Here is a 24,943-nt window from a genome sequence, read left to right as displayed (position 1 = left end):
CGGCGGCGATTCGGCATCTTTGACCTGCTTTCGGGAAACCGGCGAAGGCGCCGGGGGTACGTTTCACGATGTGCGGGGTCTGGGGTGTTGCGGCAGCCCGCACGCGTTGCAGTGGGCCGCAACGGGGGAGAGGCGACCCATGAAGGACGAACCTGTCAGCGGCGAGCTGGTGCCGGAGCGGGACGCGGCGCGGCGGATCGGGGATCTGAAGCCGATCCCCGAGCAGGTGAGACCGGAGTGCCGGGCGCTGGCCGAGAACCTCCGGGACCTGTTCGGCACGGTCAAGGTGTCACTGCGGGTCCTCGCCGTACGGCTGCACTACGACGCGGGGACCGTCTCGCGCTATCTCAACGGGACCGTGGTGCCACCCGCCGAGTTCGTGGACCAGCTCTTCACCCATGCCGCCAAGGCCGCCGGGCGGCCGCCCTCCACCGAGGTCGTGGCCCATGTGCACACCCTGCAACGCCGGGCGTTGCAGGCCACCAACAAGGTGGGCTGGGAGCTCCAGCGCCTCCGCGACCAGCTCGCCGACGCGGACCGGCAGCGCCAGCAGGCCGAGGTCCGCGCCGAGGCGCTGTCGGAGGCGTTGCTGGTACGGAAACAGCGCATCGCCGAGATGGAGGTCGAGCAGCGCCGGATCGCGGTCGCGGCGGCGGATCGCGAGACCCGCGGCGCGGAGCTGGACCGGCTGCGCCGGGAGCGCGAGGACGTGACGGCCGAACGCGACCGGCTGCGGGAGGAAGTCGCCCGTCTCCAGGACGCGTTGACCCAGGCCCGCCGCCAGGCGCTGGATGCCGAGCAGCGCTGCGAGGCGCTGGAACACCAGCTTCAGGCGGAGGAGGAGACCGCCGGGGCGAAGGCCCACTCCGAGGAGCAGGAGCCCGCGTCCTACCCGCTGTCGCACGCCCAGGAGCAGGTGGCGGTGGCCGAGGAGCGGGCGCGGCAACTGGAGCGGGAACTGGCGGCGTTACGGACCCGCGACGCCGCCGCCCCCGACGACCGCTCACTGATGGAATCCAGGCGCGTCCCCGACGTCTGGGGCGGTGTGCCGCGCCGCAATCCGCGGTTCACCGGGCGGGACGCGCTGCTCGCCGAGGTGCGCGAGCGGCTGGAGGCCGCCCCCGCCGACACCGCCGTGGTCGCCCTCGTCGGGCTGCCGGGCATCGGCAAGACCCAGCTCGCCGCCGAGTACGCCCATCGTTTCGCCGCCCGGTACGACATCGTGTGGTGGGCCGGTGTGGACGGGCTGCCCGCCCTGGAGGAACGGCTGGGCACGCTCGCCCGAACCCTGGGCGGCGGGGACGGCGGGGACGGCGGGGACGGCAGGGACGGCAGGGACGGCAGGGACGCGCACCTGGCCCGCGCCGCCCTGGAGGCGCTGCGCCGGGGCGATCCGTACGGGCGCTGGCTCATCGTCCTGGACGACGCCGACGACCCGGAGGCCATCGCCGGGGCACTGCCCGCCGGAGGCGGCCATGTGCTGATCACCTCGCGCAACCGGGCCTGGGCCGACCACTACGCCGAGCTGCTGGACGTCCCGCCGCTGAACCGGCAGGACAGCGTCGCCTTCGTGCGCCGCCGGGCGCCGCGCATCGGCCCCGAGGACGCGGACCGGCTGGCGGCGGCCGTCGAGGATCTGCCACTGGCGCTGGATCAGACGGCGGGCTGGCTGGACGGTACGTCCACACCGGTCGCCGAGTACGTGCGCATGGCGAGCGACGGCGAGCCCAACCCGGTACGGCCCGCCGCCGACTACCCGATGCCGTACCACTCCGCCTTCAAGGACCTGATCACCCGGGTGCGGGAGAGCACGAAGGCGGCGGCCGAACTGCTGCGCCTGTGTGCCCTGTTCGGCCCCGGCCCGGTCCCGCTCGCCCTGCTGCGGGCGGTCCCGGCGGGGCAGGTCTCCCCGGCGGTGGCGGCGCTCCTGGAGAACCCCAGCCAGCTGGAGCTGGCCATCGGCAAGCTGGCCCAGTGGTCGGTGATGCGGCGGTCGGCGCTGGAGGCCGAGGCGGTGTGGATGAGCCGCTTCGTACGGGACGCGGTGCGGCGGCGGACGCCGGAGGACAAGCGGGAGAAGGACGCCCGGATCGTCCGCGGCGCCCTGGTCGCGGCGGATCCACGCTGCCCGGACGACCCGGCGGCATGGCCGCGCTACGCCCGACTGGTGCCGTACCTGGAGCCGTCGGGCGCGCTGGAGTCATCGGACGCCGCGTCGCGCCGGCTGGTCGTCGGGTTCCTCACGTATCTGACGCTGAGCGGCGACCACACGACGGGCAGGCAGATCGCGGAACGCGCGGCGGGCGACTATCACGAACTGAACGTCCGCCGGGCCGGGCTGCTGCGCGAGACCGGGGACTACGGCGGCGCCGAGGCGCTGGACCGGGCCCTGCTGCAGAGCCTGGGCGGGCTCAACGCGCCGGGCAGACTTGTCGCGATGGCCCGGCTCGGCACGGATCTGCGGGGCCTGGCCCGCTATGACGAGGCGTACGAACTCGCCTGCCAGCAGCGCGCCCTGTGCGCCGACAGCTGCCCGCAGGACGGTGCGGAGGCGCGGAACGCCCGGCGCAGCCTGTCCCACTCGCTGCGGATGCTCGGCTCCTACGCCGAGGCCGCGGAGCTGTCCGGGCAGACGCTGGACAGCGCGCGGGCGGAGCTGGGCCCGACGGCGCTGGTGACGCTGGCCTGCGCGACGGAGCACGCGTACGACCTGCGGCTCTCCGGCCGTTACCGGGACGCGCTGGCGCTACAAGAGCCCAGCGCCCATCAGCACAGCGCGGTGCTGGGCACCGGGCATCCGCTGACCCTGACCGCCCTGTACCACCTGTGGAGGTGTGACTGGGCGGGCGACCTCGACATCCATGCCCTGTGGGAGCGGGCGAAGCGCCTGCTGGGCGAGGGTGCCCCGCCGACGCTGATGATCGCGGCCGGGGTCGCCCGCGCCCTCCGGCGCCAGGGTGATCTGGAGCGGGCGGCGAGCGTCGCCGAGAAGACCTCGGAGGGTTACTCGACCGCTTTGGGGTCCCGGCATCCGTACACCATTGGTGCCTGGGCGAACGAGGCGCTCACTCTGGGCGCCGACGACAAGGCGCGAGTTCGGGACTCGCTGTTCACGGCCATGGCCCACGCCGTCGGCGAGCGCCACCCCTGGACACTGGGGATCGCGCTCAACACCGCCGCCACGTACCACGCGACGGGGCGGTACCAGGACGCCTGCGCCATGAGCCGGGAGACCGCGCTGCACGCCGCCGAGGCGCTGGGCGAGCGGCATCCGCTGACCCTGCTGGCCCAGATCGGGCTGGCGGCGGATCTGCGGGTGATCCCGGGGGGAGGCGACGAGGCGGATGTGATCGAGGAGGTGGCCCTCGGCGGCCTGACCGCCGTCCTGGGGCGGGACCACCCCGAGACCGTGGCGGCCCGCAAGCGCACCCGCCCCGTCTGGGACTTCGAGCCGCTGCCGGTCTGACGACAGCCCCCTACGCCGGAAGGCCCGGTCCCGCGTGACGCGGGACCGGGCCTTCCGTAATCGGCTGAGGGTCTCAGATCTCGAAGACCTCGCCCACCAGCGCTCCCTGCTCCGACTGGTGCCGCTTGTTCGACCCCACCGCGGGCGAGGACGAGTGCGGGCGGGAGACCCGGACCAGGCGCTCGGCGGCGGGGATGTCCGCGCCGACCGACAGCTCCAGGTGGTCGATCAGGTTGAGCGCGACGAACGGCCACGCACCCTGGTTGGCCGGTTCCTCCTGCGCCCAGACGAACTTCTCGACGCCCGAGTACTTGGCGATCTCGGCCTGCAGCTCCGTACCCGGCAGCGGGTACAGCCGCTCCAGGCGGATGATCGCCGTGTCGTTCGCACCGCGCTTGTCCCGCTCGGCGGCCAGGTCGTAGTAGACCTTGCCGGAGCAGAAGACCACCTTGCGCACCGATGCCGGGTCAACCGTCTCGTCGCCGATCACCGGGCGGAACGAGCCGTTGAGGAACTCGTCGGTCTTCGACGCCGCGGCCTTCAGACGCAGCATCGACTTCGGGGTGAAGACGACCAGCGGCTTGTGGTGCGGGTTGTGGACCTGCCAGCGCAGCAGGTGGAAGTAGTTCGACGGCAGCGTCGGCGCGGCGACCGTCATGTTGTTCTGCGCGCACAGCTGGAGGAAGCGCTCGATCCGGGCCGAGGAGTGGTCCGGGCCCTGGCCCTCGTAGCCGTGCGGCAGCAGCAGCGTGACACCAGAGGTCTGGCCCCACTTCTGCTCGGCCGAGGAGATGAACTCGTCGACGATGGTCTGCGCGCCGTTGACGAAGTCACCGAACTGCGCCTCCCACATGACCAGCGCGTTCGGGCGGGCCAGCGAGTAGCCGTACTCGAAGCCCATCGCCGCGTACTCGCTGAGCAGCGAGTCGTAGACGTTGTACCGCGCCTGGTCCTCGGTGAGGTACAGCAGCGGGGTGTAGTCGTCGCCGGTCTCGCGGTCCACCAGCACCGCGTGGCGCTGGCCGAAGGTGCCGCGGCGGGAGTCCTGGCCGGCGAGGCGGACCGGGGTGCCCTCCATCAGCAGCGAGCCGATGGCGAGGGTCTCGCCCATGCCCCAGTCGATCGAGTCGTCCTCGATCATCGCCGCGCGCCGCTGGAGCTGCGGGAACAGCCGCGGGTGGACGGTGATCCGGTCGGGGGTGTTGACCTGGGACTCGGCGATCCGCTTGACGACCTCCTGGGAGACGGCCGTCTGGACCGTGACCGGGAACTCCGCCTGCGGTTCGGGGACCTCGGCCGGGGCCGGGGCCGAGACCGCGTCGCGGACCTCGGTGAAGACCTTCTCCAGCTGGCCCTGGAAGTCCTGCAGCGCCTGCTCGGCCTCTTCCAGGGTGATGTCGCCGCGCCCGATCAGCGACTCGGTGTAGAGCTTGCGCACCGAGCGCTTCTTGTCGATCAGGTCGTACATCAGCGGCTGGGTGAAACCGGGGTTGTCGGTCTCGTTGTGGCCGCGGCGGCGGTAGCAGATCAGGTCGATGACCACGTCCTTGTTGAACGCCTGGCGGAACTCGAAGGCGAGCCGCGCGACGCGCACGACGGCCTCCGGGTCGTCGCCGTTGACGTGGAAGATCGGCGCCTCGATCATGCGCGCGACGTCCGTGGCGTACATCGAGGAGCGGGACGCGGCCGGGGCGGCGGTGAAGCCGACCTGGTTGTTGATCACGATGTGCACGGTGCCGCCGGTGCGGTAGCCGCGCAGCTGCGACATGTTCAGCGTCTCGGCCACGACGCCCTGGCCCGCGAAGGCCGCGTCGCCGTGGAGGGCGACGGGCAGCACCGTGAAGTCGGTGCCGGCCTTGCCGATGATGTCCTGCTTGGCGCGGACGACGCCCTCCAGGACCGGGTCCACGGCCTCCAGGTGGGAGGGGTTCGCGGCGAGCGAGACCTTGATCTGCTCACCGTCCAGACCGGTGAAGGTGCCCTCGGCGCCCAGGTGGTACTTGACGTCACCGGAGCCGTGCATGGACTTCGGGTCGAGGTTGCCCTCGAACTCGCGGAAGATCTGCGCGTACGACTTGCCGACGATGTTGGCCAGCACGTTCAGCCGGCCGCGGTGGGCCATGCCGACGACGACCTCGTCAAGCCGCGACTCGGCGGCCGCGTCCAGCACCGCGTCCAGCAGCGGGATGACGGACTCGCCGCCCTCCAGGGAGAACCGCTTCTGGCCGACGTACTTGGTCTGCAGGAAGGTTTCGAACGCCTCGGCCGCGTTGAGCCGGCGCAGGATGCGCAGCTGCTCCTCGCGCTCCGGCTTGTCGTGGTTGCGCTCGACGCGGTCCTGGATCCACTTGCGCTGCTTGGGGTCCTGGATGTGCATGAACTCGATGCCGGTGGTGCGGCAGTACGAGTCGCGCAGCACGCCCAGGATGTCGCGCAGCTTCATCATGGACTTGCCCGCGAAACCGCCGACCGCGAACTCGCGCTCCAGGTCCCACAGGGTGAGCCCGTGCTCGATGATGTCCAGGTCGGGGTGCTTGCGCTGGCGGTACTCCAGCGGGTCGGTGTCGGCCATGACATGGCCGCGGACCCGGTAGGAGTGGATCAGGTCGAAGACCCGCGCCGCCTTGGTGACGTCGTCGTCGTGGCTGACGTCGATGTCCTTGAGCCAGCGGACCGGCTCGTAGGGGATGCGCAGCGCCTTGAAGATCTCGTCGAAGAAGTCGTTCTCGCCGAGCAGCAGCTGGCTCATGATCCGCAGGAACTCGCCGGAGGCGGCGCCCTGGATCACCCGGTGGTCATAGGTGCTGGTCAGCGTCATGACCTTGGAGATGCCCAGCTTGTTCAGGGTGTCCTGGGAGGTGCCCTGGAACTCGGCCGGGTACTCCATGGCGCCGACGCCGATGATCAGGCCCTGGCCGGGCATCAGCCGCGGCACCGAGTGGACGGTGCCGATGCCGCCGGGGTTGGTGAGGGAGGCCGTGACGCCGGTGAAGTCGTCCATCGTCAGCTTGTTCGCGCGGGCGCGGCGGACGATGTCCTCGTAGGCCTGCCAGAACTCGAAGAAGTTCAGCGTCTCGGCCTTCTTGATCGCCGCGACGACGAGCTGGCGGTCGCCGTTGGGCTTGACCAGGTCGATGGCGAGACCGAGGTTGATGTGCTCGGGCTTGACCAGGGTCGGCTTGCCGTCCTTCTCGGTGAACGAGTGGTTCATCGAGGGCATCGCCTTCAGCGCCTGCACCATGGCGTAGCCGATCAGGTGCGTGAAGGACACCTTGCCGCCGCGGGCGCGCTTGAGGTGGTTGTTGATGACGATGCGGTTGTCGAACAGCAGCTTCACCGGGACGGCACGCACCGAGGTGGCGGTCGGCAGCTCCAGCGACGCGTTCATGTTCTTCGCCACGGCGGCGGACGGGCCGCGCAGCGTGACCAGCTCGGGCCCCGCGGACGGCGCGGCGGGCTCCTTCTTGGAGACCGTCGGCTCGGCCGGCGTCGGCTTGACCGGTGCGGGCTTCGCCGGGGCCGCCGGAGCGGCCTTCGCGGCGGGGGCCGCGGGCTGCGCCGCCGCGGGCTGCGCGGCAGCGGGAGCGGCGGGGGCCGCGGCGGCCGGCTTGGCCTCGGCGGGCTTCGCGGCCGGGGCGGCGGGCTTGGCCTCCGCCGGTCCCGCCGCGGCGGGCGTGGCCGGGGCCGCCGGGGCGGCGCTCGCGGCTACTCCCTGTGGTGGCTTGGCCACCGCGGAGCCGGTGTCCTGACCCGGCTTGTAGTCGGCGAAGAAGTCCCACCAGGCTCGGTCGACCGAGTTCGGGTCCTGGAGGTACTGCTGGTAGATCTCGTCGACGAGCCACTCATTGGGGCCGAAGGCAGCGGCAGGGTTACTTCCCTGCCCGTCCTGTTCATCGGTCGAGACGCTCGAGGTGTTGGGGGACTGTGGCGACACGGCGGCAACCGCCCTCTTCCGCTTCCTAAAGGTGGTGGACAGCGGGAATAAAGGCTACGCCTCTTCGACCCTTACGTGCAGGTCGCACTGGTCATCGTCGCGCAAGTCACATTGATTGGCGGGTTTCAGCGCATGACGCACCGGGAAACACACGAGGTTTCGTGCGTTTCCTCCGGCGCGGGGCAGCGCAGACGTGCACCCCTGCCGCTCGTATGTGCGCGACAGGATCGACTTTACTTCAGCTTTGATCTCTGGGGGTGCCTTGTTTGGGTTCCGGGGCAGGCCCGGGGAGGCTGACCTTGATCCGGCAGCCGCGCGGGGACTCCGCCACCCCTATCCGCCCGCCGTGCAGATCCACCGCCCAGCGCGCGATCGCCAGCCCCAGACCGGTGCCGCCGTCGCTGCCCGGCCCCGGCCCCGGCCGCCGCCGGCCGTCCACCGAGCCGTCCGGGGAGAGCCCGCCCCGGTTGAACCGCTCGAAGACCCGGTGCCGCTCCGCCTCCGGGATGCCGGGGCCCTCGTCCAGCACCTCCAGCTCCAGGCTCTCCGGGCCGTCACCGCGCCGGGCGCGCACGGTCACCCGGCCGTGCGCCGGGCTGTGCTTCACCGCGTTGTCGATGAGGTTCGCCATCACCTGGTGCAGCCGCTCGGCATCGGCGTGGGCGGTCAGCTCGGGCGGCGAGACGTCCAGGTTGAGATGGACGTCCTTACGGGTGTGCGCGCCCGAATGGGACTCCGCCCCCTTGGCCATGCTCGCTTCCTTGAGGATCCCGGCCAGATACGGCCAGACCTCGAACCGCCGCGTGTACAGCGGCACCACCCCGTTGTCGAGGCGGGAGAGGTCGAGCAGCTGGTCCACCAGACGGCCCAGGCGCTGGGTCTGCTTCAGCGCGACCCGCATGGTCTCCGGATCGGCGTCCGAGACCCCGTCCACCACGTTCTCCAGCACCGCCCGCAGCGCCGCGATCGGGGTGCGCAGCTCATGCGAGACGTTGGCCACCAGCTCCTTGCGGTGGGTGTCCACCGCCTCCAGATCGGCCGCCATCCGGTTGAACGCGGACGCCAGGTCGCCGAACTCGTCCCCGCGCTGCGCCGCCCGCACCCGCCGGGTGTAGTCGCCGTTGGCCATCGCCCGGGTGACCTCGGTCATCTCGTCCAGCGGGGCCGTGAGCCCGTTCGCCACGAACTGGGTGATCAGCAGCGAGGCGATGATCGAGAAGATGGTGATGACGCGCAGCTCGGTGTCGGAGTGCATCGCCGCGAAGACGAGCAGCGTGGTGATGATCACCGAGCCGACGACCAGCGCCCCCAGCGCCGCCTTGACCGAGCGGTACGGATCGAAGGGGCGCAGCGCCTCCCAGATCCGGGCCCAGGTGGCGCGGGACCACGCCCGCCGGCCCGTGGGGGCCCCGTGCGGCCGGCACACCTTGGGGACCCCGCGTGCCCAGAGCTTGGGGGCCTTGTCCGCCCAGGCCTGGGGAGCCCTGCGCGCCCAGCCCCTGCGCGCCCAGCCCCGGCGTGCCCACGCCCGGGGATCCGCGCCTGCCCGGACCTTGGGGACCCTGCGTGCCCAGCGGGCCTTCGTCATGCCGCCGGGGTCTCCAGGGCGTAGCCCACGCCGTGCACCGTACGGATCCGCTCCGCGCCGATCTTCCGGCGCAGCGCCTTGATGTGACTGTCCACGGTGCGGGTGCCCGAGGCGTCCGCCCAGTCCCACACCTCGGCCAGCAGCTGCTCGCGCGAGAGCACCGCGCGCGGGGTGTTGGCCAGACAGACCAGCAGATCGAACTCGGTCGGGGTGAGGTGCACATCCGAGCCGCGCACCCGCACCCGGCGCTGGGCGTGGTCGATCTCCAGCTCGCCCAGGCGCAGGATCCCGCTGCGCGGGGTGTGCGCGGCCAGCGCCGCCCGCTCCACCCGCCGCAGCAGTACATGCACCCGCGCGGCCAGTTCGCGCATGGAGAACGGCTTGGTCATGTAGTCGTCGGCGCCGACCCCGAGCCCCACCAGCATGTCGGTCTCGTCGTCGCGCGCGGTCAGCATGAGCACGGGCACCGGCCGCCGGGCCTGCACCCGTCGGCAGACCTCCAGACCGTCGAAGCCCGGCAGCATCACGTCGAGGACGAGCAGATCGGGCTGCCATGCCTCGGCCGTGTCGACCGCCGCCGGACCGTCTCCCGCCGTCTGGACCTGGAACCCCTCGGCACGCAGCCGGGCCGCGATGGCGTCCACTATGGTCGGATCGTCCTCGACGACGAGGACCCGGCGCTGTGCGCCAGGGGTGGTCGTGGCGGTCCCGTTGTGACCGTTGTGAGTCTGCTCCATACGCCCGCCCCTGCGTCTTCCGGTGAAACCCGCGGCTCGCGCCTGGTCATCGCTCAGCCGCGTTTGGTAGGCAAGCAAGCGTAAAGCCAGCGTACGCGGCTTTGCTACGCGCCCCGAACCGCGAGATGCACGACGTCGGGAACACCCCGGGCAACGGCGACCTCTTCCGTACGCACCTGTGTGAACCCGGCATTCCGGAGAGATTCCTCGAACGCGGGCGACGGCTGCGCCGACCATACGGCCAGCACCCCGCCCGGCGCGAGACGCGCCGCGCAGGCCGCGAGCCCGGTGGGGGAGTAGAGGCCGTCGTTGTCCTCGGTGACGGTCCAGTCGGGGCCGTTGTCGATATCCAGGCACAGCGCGTCATAGGTCCGCGGGCCCGTTCGCAGCCACTCGACCAGATCGGCGTGGACGACCTCGGTGCGCGGATCGGCCAGTGCCCCGGCGGTCACGGCCGCCAGGGGTCCCGCGCGGTGCCAGTCGATCACCGCGGCCTCCCGCTCGACCACCGCGATCCGCCCCCAGCGGGGCTCCGCCACCGCCTCGACCAGCGAAAACCCGACGCCGAGTCCGCCGATGAGCAGCGCGGGGGAGGGGCGGTCGGCGGGCAGCGCGTCAAGGGCGGCACGGATGAGCAGCCGCTCGGAGCGGCCGTCGGAGGTGTCCATGAGGAAGCAGCCGTTGGCGATGATCTCGAAGACGGCGTCGGCCGACGGTCCCCCGCCACCGCGCCGCCGCAGCACCACCTCGCCGTACGGGCCCTCCCGGCGGTCGACGGTCACCGGCCGGTCGTCGGCGGCGGCGTGGAGGTCGTACGGCGGCTGCGGCTGCATGGGTGTGGGGTCCTCCCGGGTGGTTCCTGACCCCGCCATCCTCGCGCCGTCCCGGCCGGCTGGTCCAACGGATTCACGGTGGCCCGGGGCCGTGCGGTGGCGTGGTGTGGCGTCGTGTGGCGTCGTCCATGTCACAGCTGGAGGCGTCGTGACATGACTCACGGCGTCCTGGTTGTTGTCGCGGTCGTGGCGGATAAGCGGGAAGCAGGGGGAGCGGCGGTGGGAGTGGGGAAGGGGCGCGGGCGTTGACGACATCGGTAAGGCGGGCGTTGACGACATCGGTAAGAGGGACGGACGCGTCGGCCGTTCCGGGTGCGCGAGCGGCGGACGGCGGTGACCCGGACGACCTCCGGGCCGTCGCCCCGACCGGTCCGCGCACCGGCCCGGCGGATGCGCGGCGGGTGGCGGGTTGCGGCTGGCCCTCGGCCGTCGGGGCCAGTACGCCGCGGGTGCCGGGGGCCGGGTGGGGGCACGGGCGCCGCACGACGGTGTTGGCGCGTTCGCTGCCGCGCGCGCTCCGCACCGTGCCGTTCACCCTCGGCTATACGGTCGTCCTGCTCGGCACCGGGCTCTACGCCCGCCTCGGCGACCCCGGCACCGTGCGCGATCTGCTCGCGGGCTCCAGTACCGATGTGTCCCACCTCTCCCAGCGGCCGCTGCTGACCCTGCTGGTCAGTGCGTTGTGGGCGGTGGGCGGGATCACCTCGCCGTATCTGGCCGCCTTCCCCCTGGTGCTCGGCGCGCTGGAGCGGCGGCTCGGCGGGGTGCGCACCGCCGGGGTGTTCCTGCTCGGGCATGTGCTGGCGACGCTGCTCACCGAGGTCCCGGTGGCCGTCTCCGTGGCCGCCGGGCACCTCCCGGACAGCTCGCTGCGCCGCCTCGACTACGGCGTCAGCTACGGGCTGATCGCCTGCGCCGCCGCGCTCGCCGGACTGCTGTCGCCCCGGCGCCGGTGGGCGCTGCTCGGCGGGGTCGGCCTCGCGCTCACCGCCGGGATCCTCGTCGACTTCGATCCGCTCACCGGCTGGGGCCATGGCTTCGCCCTGCTGCTCGGCGTTCTCTCCTGGCCGTACGTCCGGCGAAACACCAGGTGGCGCCCGCGGTCACGGCGAAACGACGACGCCCCGCCCGGCTTCGCTCACAGCGAACGAGCCTCCGGGAACACCGGAACCCCCTCCGCGCATTGAGTGGGCATTGACTTATTGAGTCCTCGTGACTCAACTTGCCTGCCGAAGGGGAGATCATGGCTTCGCTGTCCACACCGCTCACCCTGCCCGTACTGCCTCTCGATGACGAGGTGGTGCTTCCCGGCATGGTGGTGCCGCTGGACCTTTCCGATACCGAGGTACGCGCCGCGGTGGAGGCCGCCCAGGCCGCCGCCCGCTCCAGTGGGAGCGGAGGCGGCAAGCCGAAGGTGCTCCTGGTGCCGCGCGTCGACGGCACCTACGCCGGTATCGGCACGCTCGGCACCGTCGAGCAGGTGGGCCGGCTCTCCGACGGAGACCCCGGCGCGCTGATCCGCGGTGTGCGCCGTATCCGCATCGGGGCCGGGACCACCGGACCCGGGGCGGCCCTGTGGGTGGAGGGGACCACGGTCGAGGAGATCGTGCCCGACCCCCTGCCCGGTGCCGTCACCGAACTGATCAAGGAATACAAGGCGCTGGCCACCAGCTGGCTGCGCAAGCGCGGCGCCTGGCAGGTCGTGGACCGGGTGGAGCAGATCGACGATGTCGCGCAGCTCGCCGACAACTCCGGCTACTCGCCCTTCCTGAGCGTGGCCCAGCGCGTCGAACTGCTGGAGACCACCGACCCGGTGGCCCGGCTGAAGCTGGCCGTCACCTGGCTGAGCGACCACCTCGCCGAGCAGGACGTCGCCGAGTCGATCGCCAAGGACGTCCAGGAGGGCGTCGACAAGCAGCAGCGCGAGTTCCTGCTGCGGCGCCAGCTCGAAGCCGTCCGTAAGGAGCTCGCCGAGCTGAACGGCGACCCTGAGGACGAGTCCGGCGACTACCGCGCCCGGGTCGAGTCCGCCGATCTGCCCGAGAAGGTCCGCGAGGCGGCCCTCAAGGAGGTCGACAAGCTGGAGCGGTCCAGCGACCAGAGCCCCGAGGGCAGCTGGATCCGCACCTGGCTGGACACCGTCCTGGAGCTGCCCTGGAACGAGCGCACCGAGGACGCGTACGACATCCAGGGCGCCAAGGCCGTGCTCGACGCCGACCACGCGGGCCTGGAGGACGTCAAGGAGCGGATCACCGAGTACCTGGCGGTGCGCAAGCGCCGCGCCGACCGGGGCCTCGGCGTCGTCGGCGGCCGCCGCGGCGGCGCGGTGCTGGCCCTGGTGGGCCCGCCCGGCGTCGGCAAGACCAGCCTGGGCGAGAGCGTCGCCCGCGCCATGGGGCGGAAGTTCGTCCGGGTCGCGCTCGGCGGCGTCCGCGACGAGGCGGAGATCCGCGGCCACCGGCGCACCTACGTGGGCGCGCTGCCCGGCCGGGTCGTCCGGGCCGTCAAGGAGGCGGGCTCGATGAACCCCGTCGTCCTCCTGGACGAGATCGACAAGGTGGGCTCCGACTTCCGCGGCGACCCGGCCGCGGCCCTGCTCGAGGTCCTGGACCCGGCGCAGAACCACACCTTCCGCGACCACTACCTGGAGGTCGAACTCGACCTGAGCGACGTGGTCTTCCTCGCCACCGCCAACGTCCTGGAGGCCATCCCGGAGGCGCTCCTGGACCGGATGGAGCTGGTGCGCCTGGACGGCTACACCGAGGACGAGAAGGTCACCATCGCCCGTGACCACCTGCTGCCCCGCCAGCTGGAGCGGGCCGGTCTGGAGCCGGGCGAGGTCACGGTGACCGACGAGGCGCTGCGCAAGCTGGCGGGCGAGTACACCCGCGAGGCGGGCGTACGGACCCTGGAGCGGTCCATCGCCCGGCTGCTGCGCAAGGTGGCGGCCCAGCACGAGCTCGACGAGCGCGAACTGCCCTTCACCGTGGGCGTGGAGGAGCTGCGCCCGCTGGTCGGCCGGCCGCACCACACCCCCGAGTCCGCCCAGGACCCGGCCGAGCGCCGCACCGCCGTCCCCGGCGTGGCGACCGGGCTCGCGGTCACCGGCGCCGGCGGTGACGTGCTGTTCGTGGAGGCGTCGCTGGCCGACCCGGAGACGGGCGGCGCGGGGCTGAGCCTCACCGGTCAGCTCGGCGACGTCATGAAGGAGTCCGCCCAGATCGCGCTCTCCTTCCTGCGCTCGCACGGCGCGGAGCTGGAGCTGCCGGTCGGCGACCTGAAGGAGCGCGGCGTCCACCTCCACGTCCCGGCGGGCGCGGTGCCCAAGGACGGCCCGAGCGCGGGCGTCACCATGACCACCGCGCTGGCCTCGCTGCTCTCCGGCCGCCAGGTGCGTCCGGACGTGGCGATGACCGGCGAGGTGTCCCTGACCGGGCGGGTGCTGCCCATCGGCGGCGTCAAGCAGAAGCTGCTGGCGGCGCACCGGGCCGGGGTGACCACCGTGATCATCCCCAAGCGCAATGAGCCCGACCTGGACGACGTCCCCGCCGAGGTCCTGGACAAGCTCGACGTCCACCCGGTCTCCGACGTCCGCCGGGTGCTGGAGCTGGCCCTCGAGCCCGCCCGCGCGGCGACCCCCGAGGTTCCGGTAGCGGCGTGACGGACGCTGCCGGTGGCGCCGTGGCCCGGAATCCCGTGTCGAACGGGATTCCGGGCCACGCGTGACCTGTCGGCCGTGCGTATCGTTGGACTAACCGGCCGCGGGTGCTGTGCCTGCGGCGGGGAGGAGCGGCACGATGACCGTCATGGCGATTGACAGGATCGAGATGGCCGACAGCAGCGACGAGCTCACCTTGGACATGATGTTTGAGTGGCTCGAGAACGTCCCCGAGGGAATCAAGGTTGAGATTGTCGAGGGGAACATCTTCATGTCGCCGCAGCGGGACACGCAGTGGGACATCACGTTGGACGTCGTCGAGCAGCTGCGTACACAGTACCCGCGCAAGCGGATCAAGTCGGATGTCCGCATCGACTACCCCGGCTATCTCAATGGCTTCGCGACCGATGTCACGCTGATCGCCGAGGGCGCCGTCAAGAACTCCAGGGGTCTGTGGCGTCATGAGGACGTCGAGTTCGTGGCCGAGGTGATCTCGAAGCGCACGGGGGCCAATGACTACGGCCTCAAGAAGGGGGCATACGCCACTGCCGAGGTTCCCGTCTACCTGATCATTGACCCCTACACCGGCAGGTGCCATCTGTTCACCGAGCCCAAGGATGGCGCCTACGTCAACGAACGCACGGTGTCTTTCGGCGATGAGGTGGATCTGACCAACACCGCCGTCGACCTGACCCTCAAGACCGACGAGTTCCCCCGCGACTGACCCGCCCCCGCTGCCTGGTTCTCACAGGGCCAGGCAGCGTGCCCCGCGCTCCGGCACGCTGAGCCGCATGAAGGTCATCGTGATCGGAGCGACAGGAACCATCGGGCGTGCCGTGGCGGACGCCCTCGAAGGCCGGCATGAGGTCGTACGAGCCTCCCGCACCGGCGCCGGCGGCGCCGTGCGCGTCGACATGGCCGACCCCGCCACTCTCGACCACCTCTTCGCGACCGTCCAGGACGTCGACGCCGTCGTCTGCTGCGCCGCCTCCGGCGCGCTCACCCCGCTCGGCGGGGACGCCTCGGACGAGGAGTTCACCACCGGTCTGGACGCCAAGCTGCTGGGCCAGGTCGCCCTTGTGCGCCGGGCCCTCCACCACCTCCGCGACGGCGGGTCCATCACCCTCACCAGTGGGGTCTTCGAGAAGCCCACCCCCGGCGGGGCCTTCGGCGCGCTGGTGAACGCGGGGCTCGACGCCTTCGTCCGGGCCGCCGCGATCGAGATGGAGCGCGGGCTGCGGGTGAACGCGATCTGCCCGGGATGGGTGCGGGAAACCCTGGAGAAGCTGGGCATGGACCCCGCCGAGGGGACCCCGGTGGAGACCGTCGCCCAGGCGTATGCGCAGGTCGTCGAGGGGGCCGCGCAGGGGCGGGTGATCGTGCCCAGCCGCGGCTGACCCGGGCCCGCGCCGGACCGCTGGCAGCCAGACAGGTCTGTCTGGTAGCTTCGACGACGAAGCAGACAGACCTGTCTGTTCGCATGTCGTATCGTCCTCGGAGGAACTCCGTGCGCACCCTGCTCGTCCTCGCCCACCCCGATCTCGCCGCGTCCCGGGTCAACGCCGCCCTCGCCGAGGCGGCCCGGCCGGTGGAGAACGTCACGCTCCACGACCTCTACGCCACCTATCCCGATCTGCGGATCGACGTCGAGCGCGAACAGCGGCTGCTGCTGGAGCACGACCGGATCGTGCTGCAGTTCCCCTTCTACTGGTACGCGACGCCGCCGCTGCTGAAGAAGTGGCTGGACGAGGTGTTCCTGTACGGCTTCGCCTACGGCAGCGGCGGCACCTCGCTGCGCGGCAAGTCGCTGCTGATCGCCACCTCGACGGGCAGCACCGAGGAGCAGTACGGGCCGGGTGGGGCCCACCCCTACCCGGTCGTCGATCTGCTCAACGGCTTCGAGGCCACGGCCAACATCACCGGGATGCGTTACGAGGAGCCGTTCATCGTGCACGGCACCCATGGGCTCGACGACGCTCGGCTCGCCGCGTACCAGGACCGCTATCGCGAGCTGCTGGCCTCCGGCGTGCTGCGGGAGCGCGCGCTGACCGCGGCCTGACGACCTGGGACGCGAGACACGAGAAGGGCCCGGCCGCTCACTTGGCGACCGGGCTCTTCCACGTACGCAAGGGGTGCCCTTCCACGTACGTAATGGGCGCCCTTCCGCATGCGTAAGGGGTGCTACGCCCGCACCGGGCACGCCTGCGCGACCAGCGCCCGCGCCGCCTCCCGGGCGGCCTCCGTGAATTCCGGCCTCGGCTCCAGTGCCGCCGCGGCCATCACCCCGTCCACGAGCACGGAGATCTGCGTGCCGAGCCGCTCGGGGTCGGCGGCCCCGGCCTCCCGGGCCAGCTCGGTCAGCCAGGCCCGTACGTCGCGCTTGTGCTCGACCGTCGCGGCGTGGGTGGCGGTGCCCGGCTCGGTCTCACCGGCGGTCCTGATGAACGCGCAGCCGCGGAAGCCGTCGCGCTCGGTCGCTGAGTCCAGCGCGTCGAAGAGGCCGACGAGCCGGTCCCGGGGGTCGGCGCCGGCCGCCTCGGCGGCCTCCCGCAGGGCCCCGCCCCAGCGCTCGTCCGAGCCGCGCAGATAGGCCAGCACCAGATCGTCCTTGGTGCGGAAGTGGGAGTAGAGCGTCGCCTTCGCCACGCCCGACTCGGCGATGATCCGGTCCACTCCGACCCCGCGCACCCCATGGGCGTTGAACAGCGCGGTCGCGGTGGACAGGATCCGCTCATGGGCGGAGGGGCGGGCGCTGCTCATGATCAAGCTCCTTGACGCGGACACACGGGCCGAGGGGGCGACCGAGGCCGTGGAGCGACCGGGGCCGTAGAACGACCGACGCCCTCCAGCGTACAGACAGACCTGTCCGTACGCCGGAGGGCGGGACGCGCCGAACGCGGTCGACGCGCCAGGTGTGGGGGGTGACGCGATGCGGGGCTCAGCCGTTGGCGAGCGCCTGCAGCCGGTCCATGGCGCCGTTGAACTTGTTGTGGTCGCCGACCGTCGGGCCCGACGAGGTGTACTGCCAGATGGTGTGGAAGCCCCAGCCCGCCGGAAGCTCACCGACGGACGAGCCGTAGCGCGGAATCCACAGCGGGTTGACGCCACCGAAGGCGGCGGAGTTGCCCGTGCAGGTCTTCCACCAGCTGGTGGAGGTGTAGATCACCGGATCGCGGCCGGTGCGCGACTTGTAGGTGCTGCTGAAGGACTTGATCCAGTTGACCATCGCACTGGCGCTCAGCCCGTAGCAGGTCGCGCCGTAGGGGTTGTACTCCATGTCGAGCGCGCCCGGCAGGGTCTTGCCGTCCTTGGACCAGCCGCCGCCGTGGTCGACGAAGTAGTTGGCCTGTGCGGCACCGGTCGAGTTGTTCGGCAGGGCGAAGTGGTACGCGCCACGGATCATGCCGACGTCGTACGAGCCGTTGTACTGCTGGGCGAAGTACGGGTTGGTGTAGCTGGTGCCCTCGGTCGCCTTGACATAGGCGAACCGGACTCCGCTGCTCCACAGCGTCGACCAGCTGACATTGCCCTGGTGGCTGCTGACGTCCACGCCCTCGACGGTGGCGAGCAGCCCCGTCGGCGCCTCACCGGTCGTGGATCCGCCCTCGTGCTTGGCTATCTGGGAACCCGCCCAGTCGTCCTCGGGATGGGGGATGGCCTTGTCGCCCTGCCCCTGGGCGGCGAACGCCGAACCGGGCAGTGCGAGGGTCATGGCGAGGAGCGCGGCGAGAATGCCGATCAGCGCACTGAGGGCGCGTCGGACCGAACCAGGTCTGTGCACAGGCATGGCGTTGCCTCCGAAACCTCGGTGGGGGGAGAGGGGCGTCCGATTGGAATGACCATGTCAGGAGTTGACGCTACGGGCGTAGATAGGCCGACGGAAGGGGGAGAGTGTGATGCCGTTGGTCTAATCCTGCGAAATACTGGTGGAGCTGCGGTAACAGCCGCGCGTGGTAGAAACTTTCACGAAGTGAAAACCCGGAGAGGGCTCTGACGTGCACAACAACGGGGCGTTGCCCCCTGAGCGGGGTGAGGGGGGCACCGTGGGCGGCATTGGCGTGGACCATGCATTCCTGGCCCTGGAGCGCGAATTGGCGGTTTTCCTCCGCAGAGCCCGTGCCGCTTCGGGGGAATTGGCCCGGGAAGTCCACCCGGAGCTCGAATCCGCCGCCTATGGACTGCTGATGCGGCTGGAGGACGCCGGTCCGCAGCGCGCCACCGAGCTCGCGGGCTTCGTGGGTGTCGGAAAGGCCACGATGAGCCGTCAGCTCCGGGCCCTCGAGGGGCTCGGCTTGGTGACGCGGACGCCCGATCCGGCCGACGGCCGGGCCTTCCTGGTGGAGTTGACCGAGGAGGGCCGCAGCCGCTTCAGTGCCGTGCGGGGCGCGCGACGGGCGCGATATGCGCGCCGCCTCGCCGCGTGGGAGCGCAGCGAGGTCGCCGAACTCGCCAGACTGCTGCACCGGTTGAACGCGGAGCAGGAGGCCGACGACCGCGGTCAGACGGCGCGCGCGGCGCAGGAGTAGGGCGCTCATACACGTCAGGATCGGCGACCCGCGCGCATCCGGCGACGCGGACGTGGCAACCGCGCTACCCGCCCCGCGGGACACGGTCCCCGCGGTCAGGGCTCCACTAAGCGGTCAGGGCTCCACGAAGACCACGGCGGCGTCGTCATGGTTCTTGCCCCGGGGGAAGGCCGTACGGTCCGGATCGGCGTGCTCGGCCGCCCGCACCCGGTCGATCAGCGCCTGCGGGCCCTCCTTGCGCAGCAGCGCGAAGCACTCGGTCCAGTCGCCCTCGCCGAACCTCTCCACCCAGCGCGACGCCCCGTCGGTGAGCGCCGCCAGCGCTCGCACCGCACCGCGCGGGAACTCCCCGGTGACCGCCTTACGGGAGACGGCGGGGTCGGCGGCGGCGGTGAAGAAGCCGCCCGCCACGTTGCGCAGCGGGGCGAGCCGCCGGCCCTCGGCCCGCAGCCGGTCGATGCGGTCGTCCAGGACCGGGGTCACCCCCTCATGGGTCCGCTCGACGAGCAACACCGAGTCGGACAGCACCAGATACTCGATGCGCTCGGCGTTCCAGCGCGCCGCGACGACGGTCGCCTGGGGCGTAAGGGGGTGAGAAAGGTCACATGTTGAACTATGGGCGGCGGCGGTCCGGGTGATCGCTTCGGAGAGGCACTGTGTCAGTGGCATATCCCGTCGCGAACCGGACAGTTCCAGCAGCGATCCGCCGAGCCGTGCGGTGAACCAGTCCACGCTGTGGACGCATCCGTCCCCTCCCTCGGGCGGGGTCACCCCGTCCAGCACCACGAGCGCACCGCCGCTCCCCGAGGCCGGGAGGGCTACCGAGGCGTAGTCCTCGTTGGGATATTGCTGATCGCCGGGGGCGGTCGCGAGTTCGATGCGCATTCCCTCAGTCTGCCGGAGCCTTGTCGATCACCACGGTGGCGAGGGCCGGACCGGGTGTTGGTCCGTACCAAATCCGTCGCCGGTTTCTCCGCCGCCTGATTGGGGCGGGATTGACACTTCTGGGAAGCTGCGGGTGGGCATCTTGTCAGGGCGTCGAGGTCTTTACCAATCCGCGCAAGGTGGTGGGGAGGTATGGTCGCGAGCCAAAGTTGGTGGTCAACTACGCAATACGGTTCACTCGTTCGGGTGGCCGGGCAGGTGATGCACGCCCGCCCCAGACCCGTCCTGAAAGGGTCGGAATCCCTACCAGAGGTGGGGAAACACAATTGTTGATCCGTCGTCACCTCTGGTTCACGTCAGCGGTCGGGCGAGAATGGATTGTGAGCACCGGTGCGGAAGAAGCGGCTTCGGGGCACCACGCGCGATGCGGTCGGCGAGCCACGCCAGGATGAGGCGGCGCCGCGACGGCGCACCGTACGCGTCCGCCGTCGGCTCACCACGTCCGTCGCCCTCGTCTCCGTCGCCGTCCTCGGGGCCGGAACCCCGGCCGTTCTGCTCGCCCTCGACGACACCACCGACGCCCAGCGCCTGGTCGACCTCGCGGGGACCAACCGCGGCGCGGTGACCCTCGCCCACGCCCTCGCCGACGAGCGCGACGCCATGACCCGCTATGTCGCCGACGGCCGCACCTCCGCCTCCGGCCGCGGGGTCTCCGAGGAGATGCGCGCCCGGGTCGACCGCCGGGTCCGGGAGGTGCGCGGGGACGTCCCGGCCTCCGTCCGGCGGCGCCTCGACACCCTTCCCGAGCTGCGCCAGGACGCGCTGACCGGCAAGGGCTCGGCCATCGACGTCTTCACCGCCTACACCCGCACCGTCCAGGCGCTGAACGGGATCACCGACACCCTCACCCGCCGGCTCCCGGCCGACGCCGAGTCCGGCGGCACCGCCGCGCTGGCCCCGCTCGGCCGCGCGGTGGAGGAGGCGTCCGCCACCCGCGGACTGCTGCTGGCCGCGCTCGACGCGGGCGGCGGCCAGTCCACGCTGGTCTCGGCCGCGCAGCGGACCAACGTCCGCGAGCAGTCGGCGCTCGACGACTTCGAACAGCTCGCCCCCGCCGCCATGCGCGAGGCCTACCAGCGCACCGTCAGCGGCACCGAGGTCGGCTCCGCCGAGCGCTACCTCGCCCGGCTCACCGACCAGGGCCGCCTCGCGGGCAATGACTTCTTCCTCCAGAAGGACCGCGTCGAGGCCGCTCTGAACGCCCGGATCGACCAGATGCGCGGCACGCAGTCCTCGCTGGCCTCCGCCGAGGCCGCCCAGCTCGCCCGGGTGCGGGACGACGAGGTCACCGACCTGGAGCTGCGCATCGGCATCGTCGGTGCCGCCCTGCTGGTCGCCCTCGCCGCCGGAGTGCACAGCGCCCGCTCGATGACCCGGCCGCTGGCCGCGCTCCGGCTCGGCGCCCGGCGGGTCGCGGCCGATCCGGCGGCCGAGGAGCCGGTGGAGTTCAAGGGCCGCGACGACGAGTTCGCGGACGCCGTACGGGCCGTCAACGAACTCCACGCCAAGGCCGCGCAGACGTACGAGCGGGTCGCCGAGCTCGAGCGCGAGCGCACCCGGCTCGTCGGCGAGCGGCAGCGGATGGCCGATGAGCGGGACGGGCTGCGCGCCGAGCGGGACGCGGTCACCACCCGGCTGGAGGGGCTGCGGGCCCGGGTCCACGGCAGCTTCGTCAGCCTCGCGCTGCGCTCGCTGGGCCTGATCGAGCGCCAGCTCGCCATCATCGAGTCCCTGGAGGAGCGGGAACAGGACCCCGACCGCCTCGAGACGCTCTTCCAACTCGACCACCTGGCCACCGGGATGCGCCGCTACGGCGAGAACCTCCTGGTCATCGCGGGCTCCGAGCAGAAGGCCACCCATCCGGGGCCGGTGCCGCTGCTGGATGTGCTGCGCGCCTCGATCAGCGAGGTCGAGCGGTACGACCGGGTGCAGATCCAGGCGCTGCCGCCGCATGCCCAGGTCGCGGGGTTCGCCGCGGACAGCGTCAGCCACCTGATCGCCGAGCTCCTGGAGAACGCGACATCGTTTTCTCCGCCGGACGCCGCGGTCCAGATCTCCGGCTGGTTACTGGAGACCGGCGAGGTCATGCTGTCCGTCCAGGACGAGGGCATCGGCATGACGCCCGAGCGCTTCATCGAGCTGAACAACCGGCTCGCCGACCCGGTGCCCGAGTACTGCCAGGGCCCCCAGCCGGAGGACCCGCTGGGCCTCGGGCTGTATGTGGTGACCCGGCTGGCCGCGCGCCACGGCATCCGCGTACAGCTGCGCGAGCAGCAGCCGGGCGGGGTGGCGGCCGTGGTGGTCCTCCCGACGAAGATCCTCCCCTCCGGTCCGCCCGGCGCCGGGCTGCCGCCCGCCCCGCCGGTGAGCGTGGGCGCGACGTTCGGCGCCACCGGACCGTCCTCCTTCCTGGGCTTCCCGGGCTCGGAGGCCGAGGCGAACTCCAACGCGCTGCCGGGGCAGGCCCGTTCGGTCGCGCGCGGCCAGGAGGGTGTGGCGGGGGATGTGGCGGGGGCCGACGCCGAGCCGCCGGCCGAGGCGGTCGCGCCGGTCGCGCTGCCCGCTCAGCCCGCTGCGCCCGTTCCGCCCGCGGAGCCGGACCCGGCGCCCCAGGCCGCCGAGCCGGACCTCGAGGACGAGCCCCGTCCTGCGCCAGAGCCCGTCGACGCCGCCGCCGAACCGGAGCCGAGCGCCCCCTGGGCCGTCCCCGGTGAGCAGTGGGGGCGGACCGGGGACACCGGCCGCGACTACCCCATGGACCCCACGCCGCCGCGCGGCCATCCGGCCCCGGAAAGCACCGGTGCGCTGCCCGCCCTGCCCAAGCGCGTCCCCAAGTTGGCCCAGGCCGATGGGCAGGACGGCACCCGGTCCGGCGCGGACGACCAGGCCCTGGCACCTCAGGCCGAGGAGCCAGTGGTCCCGGAGGTCCCCGAGGTCCCGGACGTCGAGCAGACGATGGAGCTGACGCTCCGCCGCCTGCGCGAGAGCCAAGGGGCCCCCGAGGACCGCGGCGGCCGCTCGGACCGTACGGATCCCGACGGCCGCGAAAGCCGCGGGGACGGCGAGGGCCGTCAGGGACGCGACGGACGCGATGGACGCGATGGACGTGAGGACGCCGCGGACCGCGTGGACGCCGACGGCCGCGACGACTACGCGGACCTCGCCGACTACACGGACCGCGAGTGGTACTTGGGCGGCCACGGCATACGCCCGGTCGGCGCGGACGCCTGGGGCCCGGCCAACGGCGGCCCGGCGCGCCCCGGCGCCCCCGCGGCAGACCGCGCCCCGTCGTCGTACGACGGCCCCGAAGGCAGCGTCCCGCCGTCGACCGGCGGCAGGACGGCGGAGGGTGGTGAGCGGGCAGGCGGCGGTGAGCCGTCCGCCGATCCGTACGCCATCGGCCCCGACCAGCACGCCCGCCCGGACGACGAGGCGGCGCGCACCGACAAGGGGCTTCCCAAGCGACGACCGCGGAACGTGGCCCTCCGGGAGCCCGATCCACGGGAGCGGACCGGCTCGGTGAGCGCGGAGGAACTGCGGCGCCGGCTCGGTGGCTTCCAGCGCGGCGCCCGCGAGGGACACCGCGACGCCGCCGCCGAGCTCGCCGCGCACGGCGAGCCCACGCGCGGCGAGCCCGCGCGAGGGCGCGGGGGACCAGCAGGGCAAACGGGGGCGCAGAACGAGGGTGGCACGGTTGAGGAGGCACGCGGGTGAATGCGCCCAGTAGTACCTACGGGTTGAGTCGCGAGGCCCGTAATCTGCACTGGTTGCTGGCGAACCTGGTCGAGGAGGTGCCGGGCGTCCGTTCGGTCGTGGTCGTCTCGACCGACGGGCTGATGCTGCTCTCGTCCGACACACGGCACCACGCCGCGGCCGCGGCGGCCGATCCGTCGGTGCAGGACGGCCCCAAGGGCTCCAGCGCGGATCTGGCGACGATCGTCTCGGGGCTCGGCAGCCTCACGCTCGGCGCGGCGAAGCTGATGGACGCCGGCGGTGTCAAGCAGACGATGGTGGCGATGGACGAGGGCAGTCTGTTCGTCATGTCGATCAGCGACGGTTCGCTGCTGGGGGTGCACGCCACGCCCGACTGCGACATGACCGTCGTCGCCTATCACATGGCGCTGTTCGTGGGCCGGGCCGGACATGTGCTCACCCCCGAGCTCCGCAATGAACTACGCAGGTCGCTGGAGCACGCACAGTGACGACCGCCGGGTCCGGCCGGCCCGCCCGTAAACCCGCTCGCGTACGTCCGTACTCACTCACCGGTGGCCGCACCCGCTCCGGCCATGTGCTGCTGGTGGAGACCTTCGTCGCGGCGCTGGAGTCTCCGGACGGACGGCTGGACCTGGCCCCCAGCGGGTTGAACTCCCGGATGCTGCCGGAGATCCGGGCGATCATCGAACTGTGCGCCAGGATGCGCTCCGTCGCGGAGGTCTCCGCGATGCTCAAGATCCCACTCGGTGTGGTGCGCGTCCTGCTCAGTGACCTGGCCGACCAGGGAAAGATCCGCGTCTACGGCACCGGGCGGGGCCCCGGCCAGCCGGAGCGCGCGTTGCTCGAAAGGGTGCTCAGTGGACTTCGCAGGCTCTGAGACGATCACGGCGACCCCGCCGGCGACGTCGGAGATACCCGGGGCCGGGATACCCGGGGCCGAGGAGGTGCTCCAGAGGTGGCAGACGGACCGCTCCCGCGCGCCGATCGCCACCAAGATCGTGATAGCGGGAGGCTTCGGCGTCGGCAAGACGACCTTCGTCGGCGCGGTTTCGGAGATCACTCCGCTGCAGACCGAAGCGCTGATGACGCAGGCCAGCGAGAGTGTGGATGACCTCGAGGCGACGCCCGAGAAGCTGACCACCACCGTCGCGATGGACTTCGGCCGGATCACGCTGGAGAACGATCTGGTCCTGTATCTCTTCGGCACCCCCGGCCAGCAGCGCTTCTGGTTCATGTGGGACGACCTGATGCGCGGGGCCATCGGCGCGGTGGTGATGGTCGACACCCGGCGCCTGGACGAGAGCTTCCCGGCGCTGGACTACTTCGAGAGCCTCGGACTGCCGTATGTGGTGGCGGTCAACCACTTCGAGGGGACTCCGCTCTACCAGGCCGAGGACGTACGGGACGCGCTCTCCGTGGCGTCTTCCGTCCCCGTGGTGATGATGGACGCCCGGCGCCGGATCGCGGTCGTGGACGCGCTGCTGGCGCTGGTGAGGCACGCCGTTGACGTGTCACCCGAGTGACGTAACCTCTGCTCCGCCC

The 24,943-nt window shown here is 71.8% G+C and carries 18 protein-coding genes; 11 read left to right on the top strand and 7 right to left on the bottom strand.

Translation table 11 applies throughout. The annotated features are described in order from the left end of the window. The first annotated feature begins 139 nt into the window (after positions 1–139). Positions 140–3,466, top strand: coding sequence for an FxSxx-COOH system tetratricopeptide repeat protein (gene fxsT, locus JK364_RS14640; RefSeq protein ID WP_201851392.1), 3,327 nt, complete (start codon positions 140–142; stop codon positions 3,464–3,466). 73 nt (positions 3,467–3,539) lie between these two features. Here fxsT and JK364_RS14635 read toward each other — a convergent pair whose 3' ends face one another. From JK364_RS14635 to JK364_RS14620, 4 genes are all read right to left on the bottom strand, one after another. Further along, positions 3,540–7,400: a multifunctional oxoglutarate decarboxylase/oxoglutarate dehydrogenase thiamine pyrophosphate-binding subunit/dihydrolipoyllysine-residue succinyltransferase subunit gene (locus JK364_RS14635; RefSeq protein WP_201851390.1), complete on the bottom strand. Its 3,861-nt coding sequence runs from the start codon at positions 7,398–7,400 to the stop codon at positions 3,540–3,542. Positions 7,401–7,638: 238 nt separating this feature from the next. Then, positions 7,639–8,988: a HAMP domain-containing sensor histidine kinase gene (locus tag JK364_RS14630; RefSeq protein ID WP_230991900.1), complete on the bottom strand. Its 1,350-nt coding sequence runs from the start codon at positions 8,986–8,988 to the stop codon at positions 7,639–7,641. Next, entirely contained in the window at positions 8,985–9,725 is a 741-nt protein-coding gene (locus JK364_RS14625) for a response regulator transcription factor (protein WP_014054863.1), read from the bottom strand. The genes JK364_RS14630 and JK364_RS14625 overlap by 4 nt, the downstream gene beginning before the upstream one ends. A gap of 104 nt (positions 9,726–9,829) precedes the next feature. After that, positions 9,830–10,558 (bottom strand): spermidine synthase family protein, encoded by a 729-nt coding sequence (locus tag JK364_RS14620; protein WP_201851388.1) that lies wholly within the window; start codon positions 10,556–10,558, stop codon positions 9,830–9,832. A 269-nt stretch (positions 10,559–10,827) separates the two neighbouring features. Here JK364_RS14620 and JK364_RS55285 point away from each other — a divergent pair, with 269 nt between their 5' ends. The 5 genes from JK364_RS55285 to JK364_RS14595 all read left to right on the top strand — a co-directional run bounded on the left by JK364_RS55285 (position 10,828) and on the right by JK364_RS14595 (position 16,275). Continuing rightward, positions 10,828–11,745, top strand: a complete 918-nt coding sequence (locus JK364_RS55285) for a rhomboid-like protein (protein ID WP_230991899.1) — start codon at positions 10,828–10,830, stop codon at positions 11,743–11,745. A 56-nt stretch (positions 11,746–11,801) separates the two neighbouring features. Next, positions 11,802–14,219 carry an endopeptidase La gene (lon, locus tag JK364_RS14610; protein ID WP_201851386.1) on the top strand — a complete coding sequence of 806 codons (2,418 nt, stop codon included), beginning with the start codon at positions 11,802–11,804 and terminating at the stop codon, positions 14,217–14,219. Positions 14,220–14,355: 136 nt separating this feature from the next. Continuing rightward, positions 14,356–14,940 (top strand): Uma2 family endonuclease, encoded by a 585-nt coding sequence (locus tag JK364_RS14605; protein WP_201851384.1) that lies wholly within the window; start codon positions 14,356–14,358, stop codon positions 14,938–14,940. Between the two features lie 67 nt (positions 14,941–15,007). Further along, complete coding sequence (locus JK364_RS14600; RefSeq protein WP_201851382.1) at positions 15,008–15,613, top strand: short chain dehydrogenase; 606 nt, start codon at positions 15,008–15,010, stop codon at positions 15,611–15,613. A 110-nt stretch (positions 15,614–15,723) separates the two neighbouring features. Continuing rightward, a complete protein-coding gene (locus tag JK364_RS14595; protein WP_307841282.1) occupies positions 15,724–16,275 on the top strand; it encodes an NAD(P)H-dependent oxidoreductase in 552 nt (183 codons plus the stop codon). A 122-nt stretch (positions 16,276–16,397) separates the two neighbouring features. On the opposite strand, the gene JK364_RS14590 is transcribed toward JK364_RS14595, so the two are convergent. After that, positions 16,398–16,976 carry a TetR/AcrR family transcriptional regulator gene (locus tag JK364_RS14590; RefSeq protein WP_201851378.1) on the bottom strand — a complete coding sequence of 193 codons (579 nt, stop codon included), beginning with the start codon at positions 16,974–16,976 and terminating at the stop codon, positions 16,398–16,400. 178 nt (positions 16,977–17,154) lie between these two features. Then, positions 17,155–18,003 carry a lysozyme gene (locus JK364_RS14585; RefSeq protein ID WP_201851376.1) on the bottom strand — a complete coding sequence of 283 codons (849 nt, stop codon included), beginning with the start codon at positions 18,001–18,003 and terminating at the stop codon, positions 17,155–17,157. Positions 18,004–18,211: 208 nt separating this feature from the next. Between JK364_RS14585 and JK364_RS14580 the strand changes: the two genes are divergently transcribed. After that, positions 18,212–18,742 (top strand): MarR family winged helix-turn-helix transcriptional regulator, encoded by a 531-nt coding sequence (locus JK364_RS14580; protein ID WP_201851374.1) that lies wholly within the window; start codon positions 18,212–18,214, stop codon positions 18,740–18,742. Between the two features lie 114 nt (positions 18,743–18,856). On the opposite strand, the gene JK364_RS14575 is transcribed toward JK364_RS14580, so the two are convergent. Continuing rightward, on the bottom strand, positions 18,857–19,627 hold the full coding sequence (locus JK364_RS14575) for a protein phosphatase 2C domain-containing protein (protein ID WP_201851372.1): 771 nt from the start codon (positions 19,625–19,627) through the stop codon (positions 18,857–18,859). A 390-nt stretch (positions 19,628–20,017) separates the two neighbouring features. On the opposite strand from JK364_RS14575, the gene JK364_RS56990 reads away from it, so the two are divergent. The 4 genes from JK364_RS56990 to JK364_RS14555 are packed head-to-tail and all read left to right on the top strand — an operon-like array spanning position 20,018 to position 24,924. After that, positions 20,018–23,401: a sensor histidine kinase gene (locus tag JK364_RS56990; RefSeq protein WP_201851370.1), complete on the top strand. Its 3,384-nt coding sequence runs from the start codon at positions 20,018–20,020 to the stop codon at positions 23,399–23,401. Next, positions 23,398–23,889 (top strand): roadblock/LC7 domain-containing protein, encoded by a 492-nt coding sequence (locus JK364_RS14565; RefSeq protein ID WP_121824831.1) that lies wholly within the window; start codon positions 23,398–23,400, stop codon positions 23,887–23,889. The genes JK364_RS56990 and JK364_RS14565 overlap by 4 nt, the downstream gene beginning before the upstream one ends. Then, entirely contained in the window at positions 23,886–24,278 is a 393-nt protein-coding gene (locus JK364_RS14560) for a DUF742 domain-containing protein (protein WP_201851368.1), read from the top strand. The genes JK364_RS14565 and JK364_RS14560 overlap by 4 nt, the downstream gene beginning before the upstream one ends. Positions 24,279–24,312: 34 nt before the next feature. Next, positions 24,313–24,924 carry a GTP-binding protein gene (locus tag JK364_RS14555; protein ID WP_106969044.1) on the top strand — a complete coding sequence of 204 codons (612 nt, stop codon included), beginning with the start codon at positions 24,313–24,315 and terminating at the stop codon, positions 24,922–24,924. The last annotated feature ends 19 nt before the right edge of the window (positions 24,925–24,943 follow it).

The organism is Streptomyces endocoffeicus (genome assembly GCF_016741935.1).
Classification (GTDB): domain Bacteria; phylum Actinomycetota; class Actinomycetes; order Streptomycetales; family Streptomycetaceae; genus Streptomyces; species Streptomyces endocoffeicus.
This window is presented reverse-complemented; position numbering and strand designations above follow the sequence as displayed.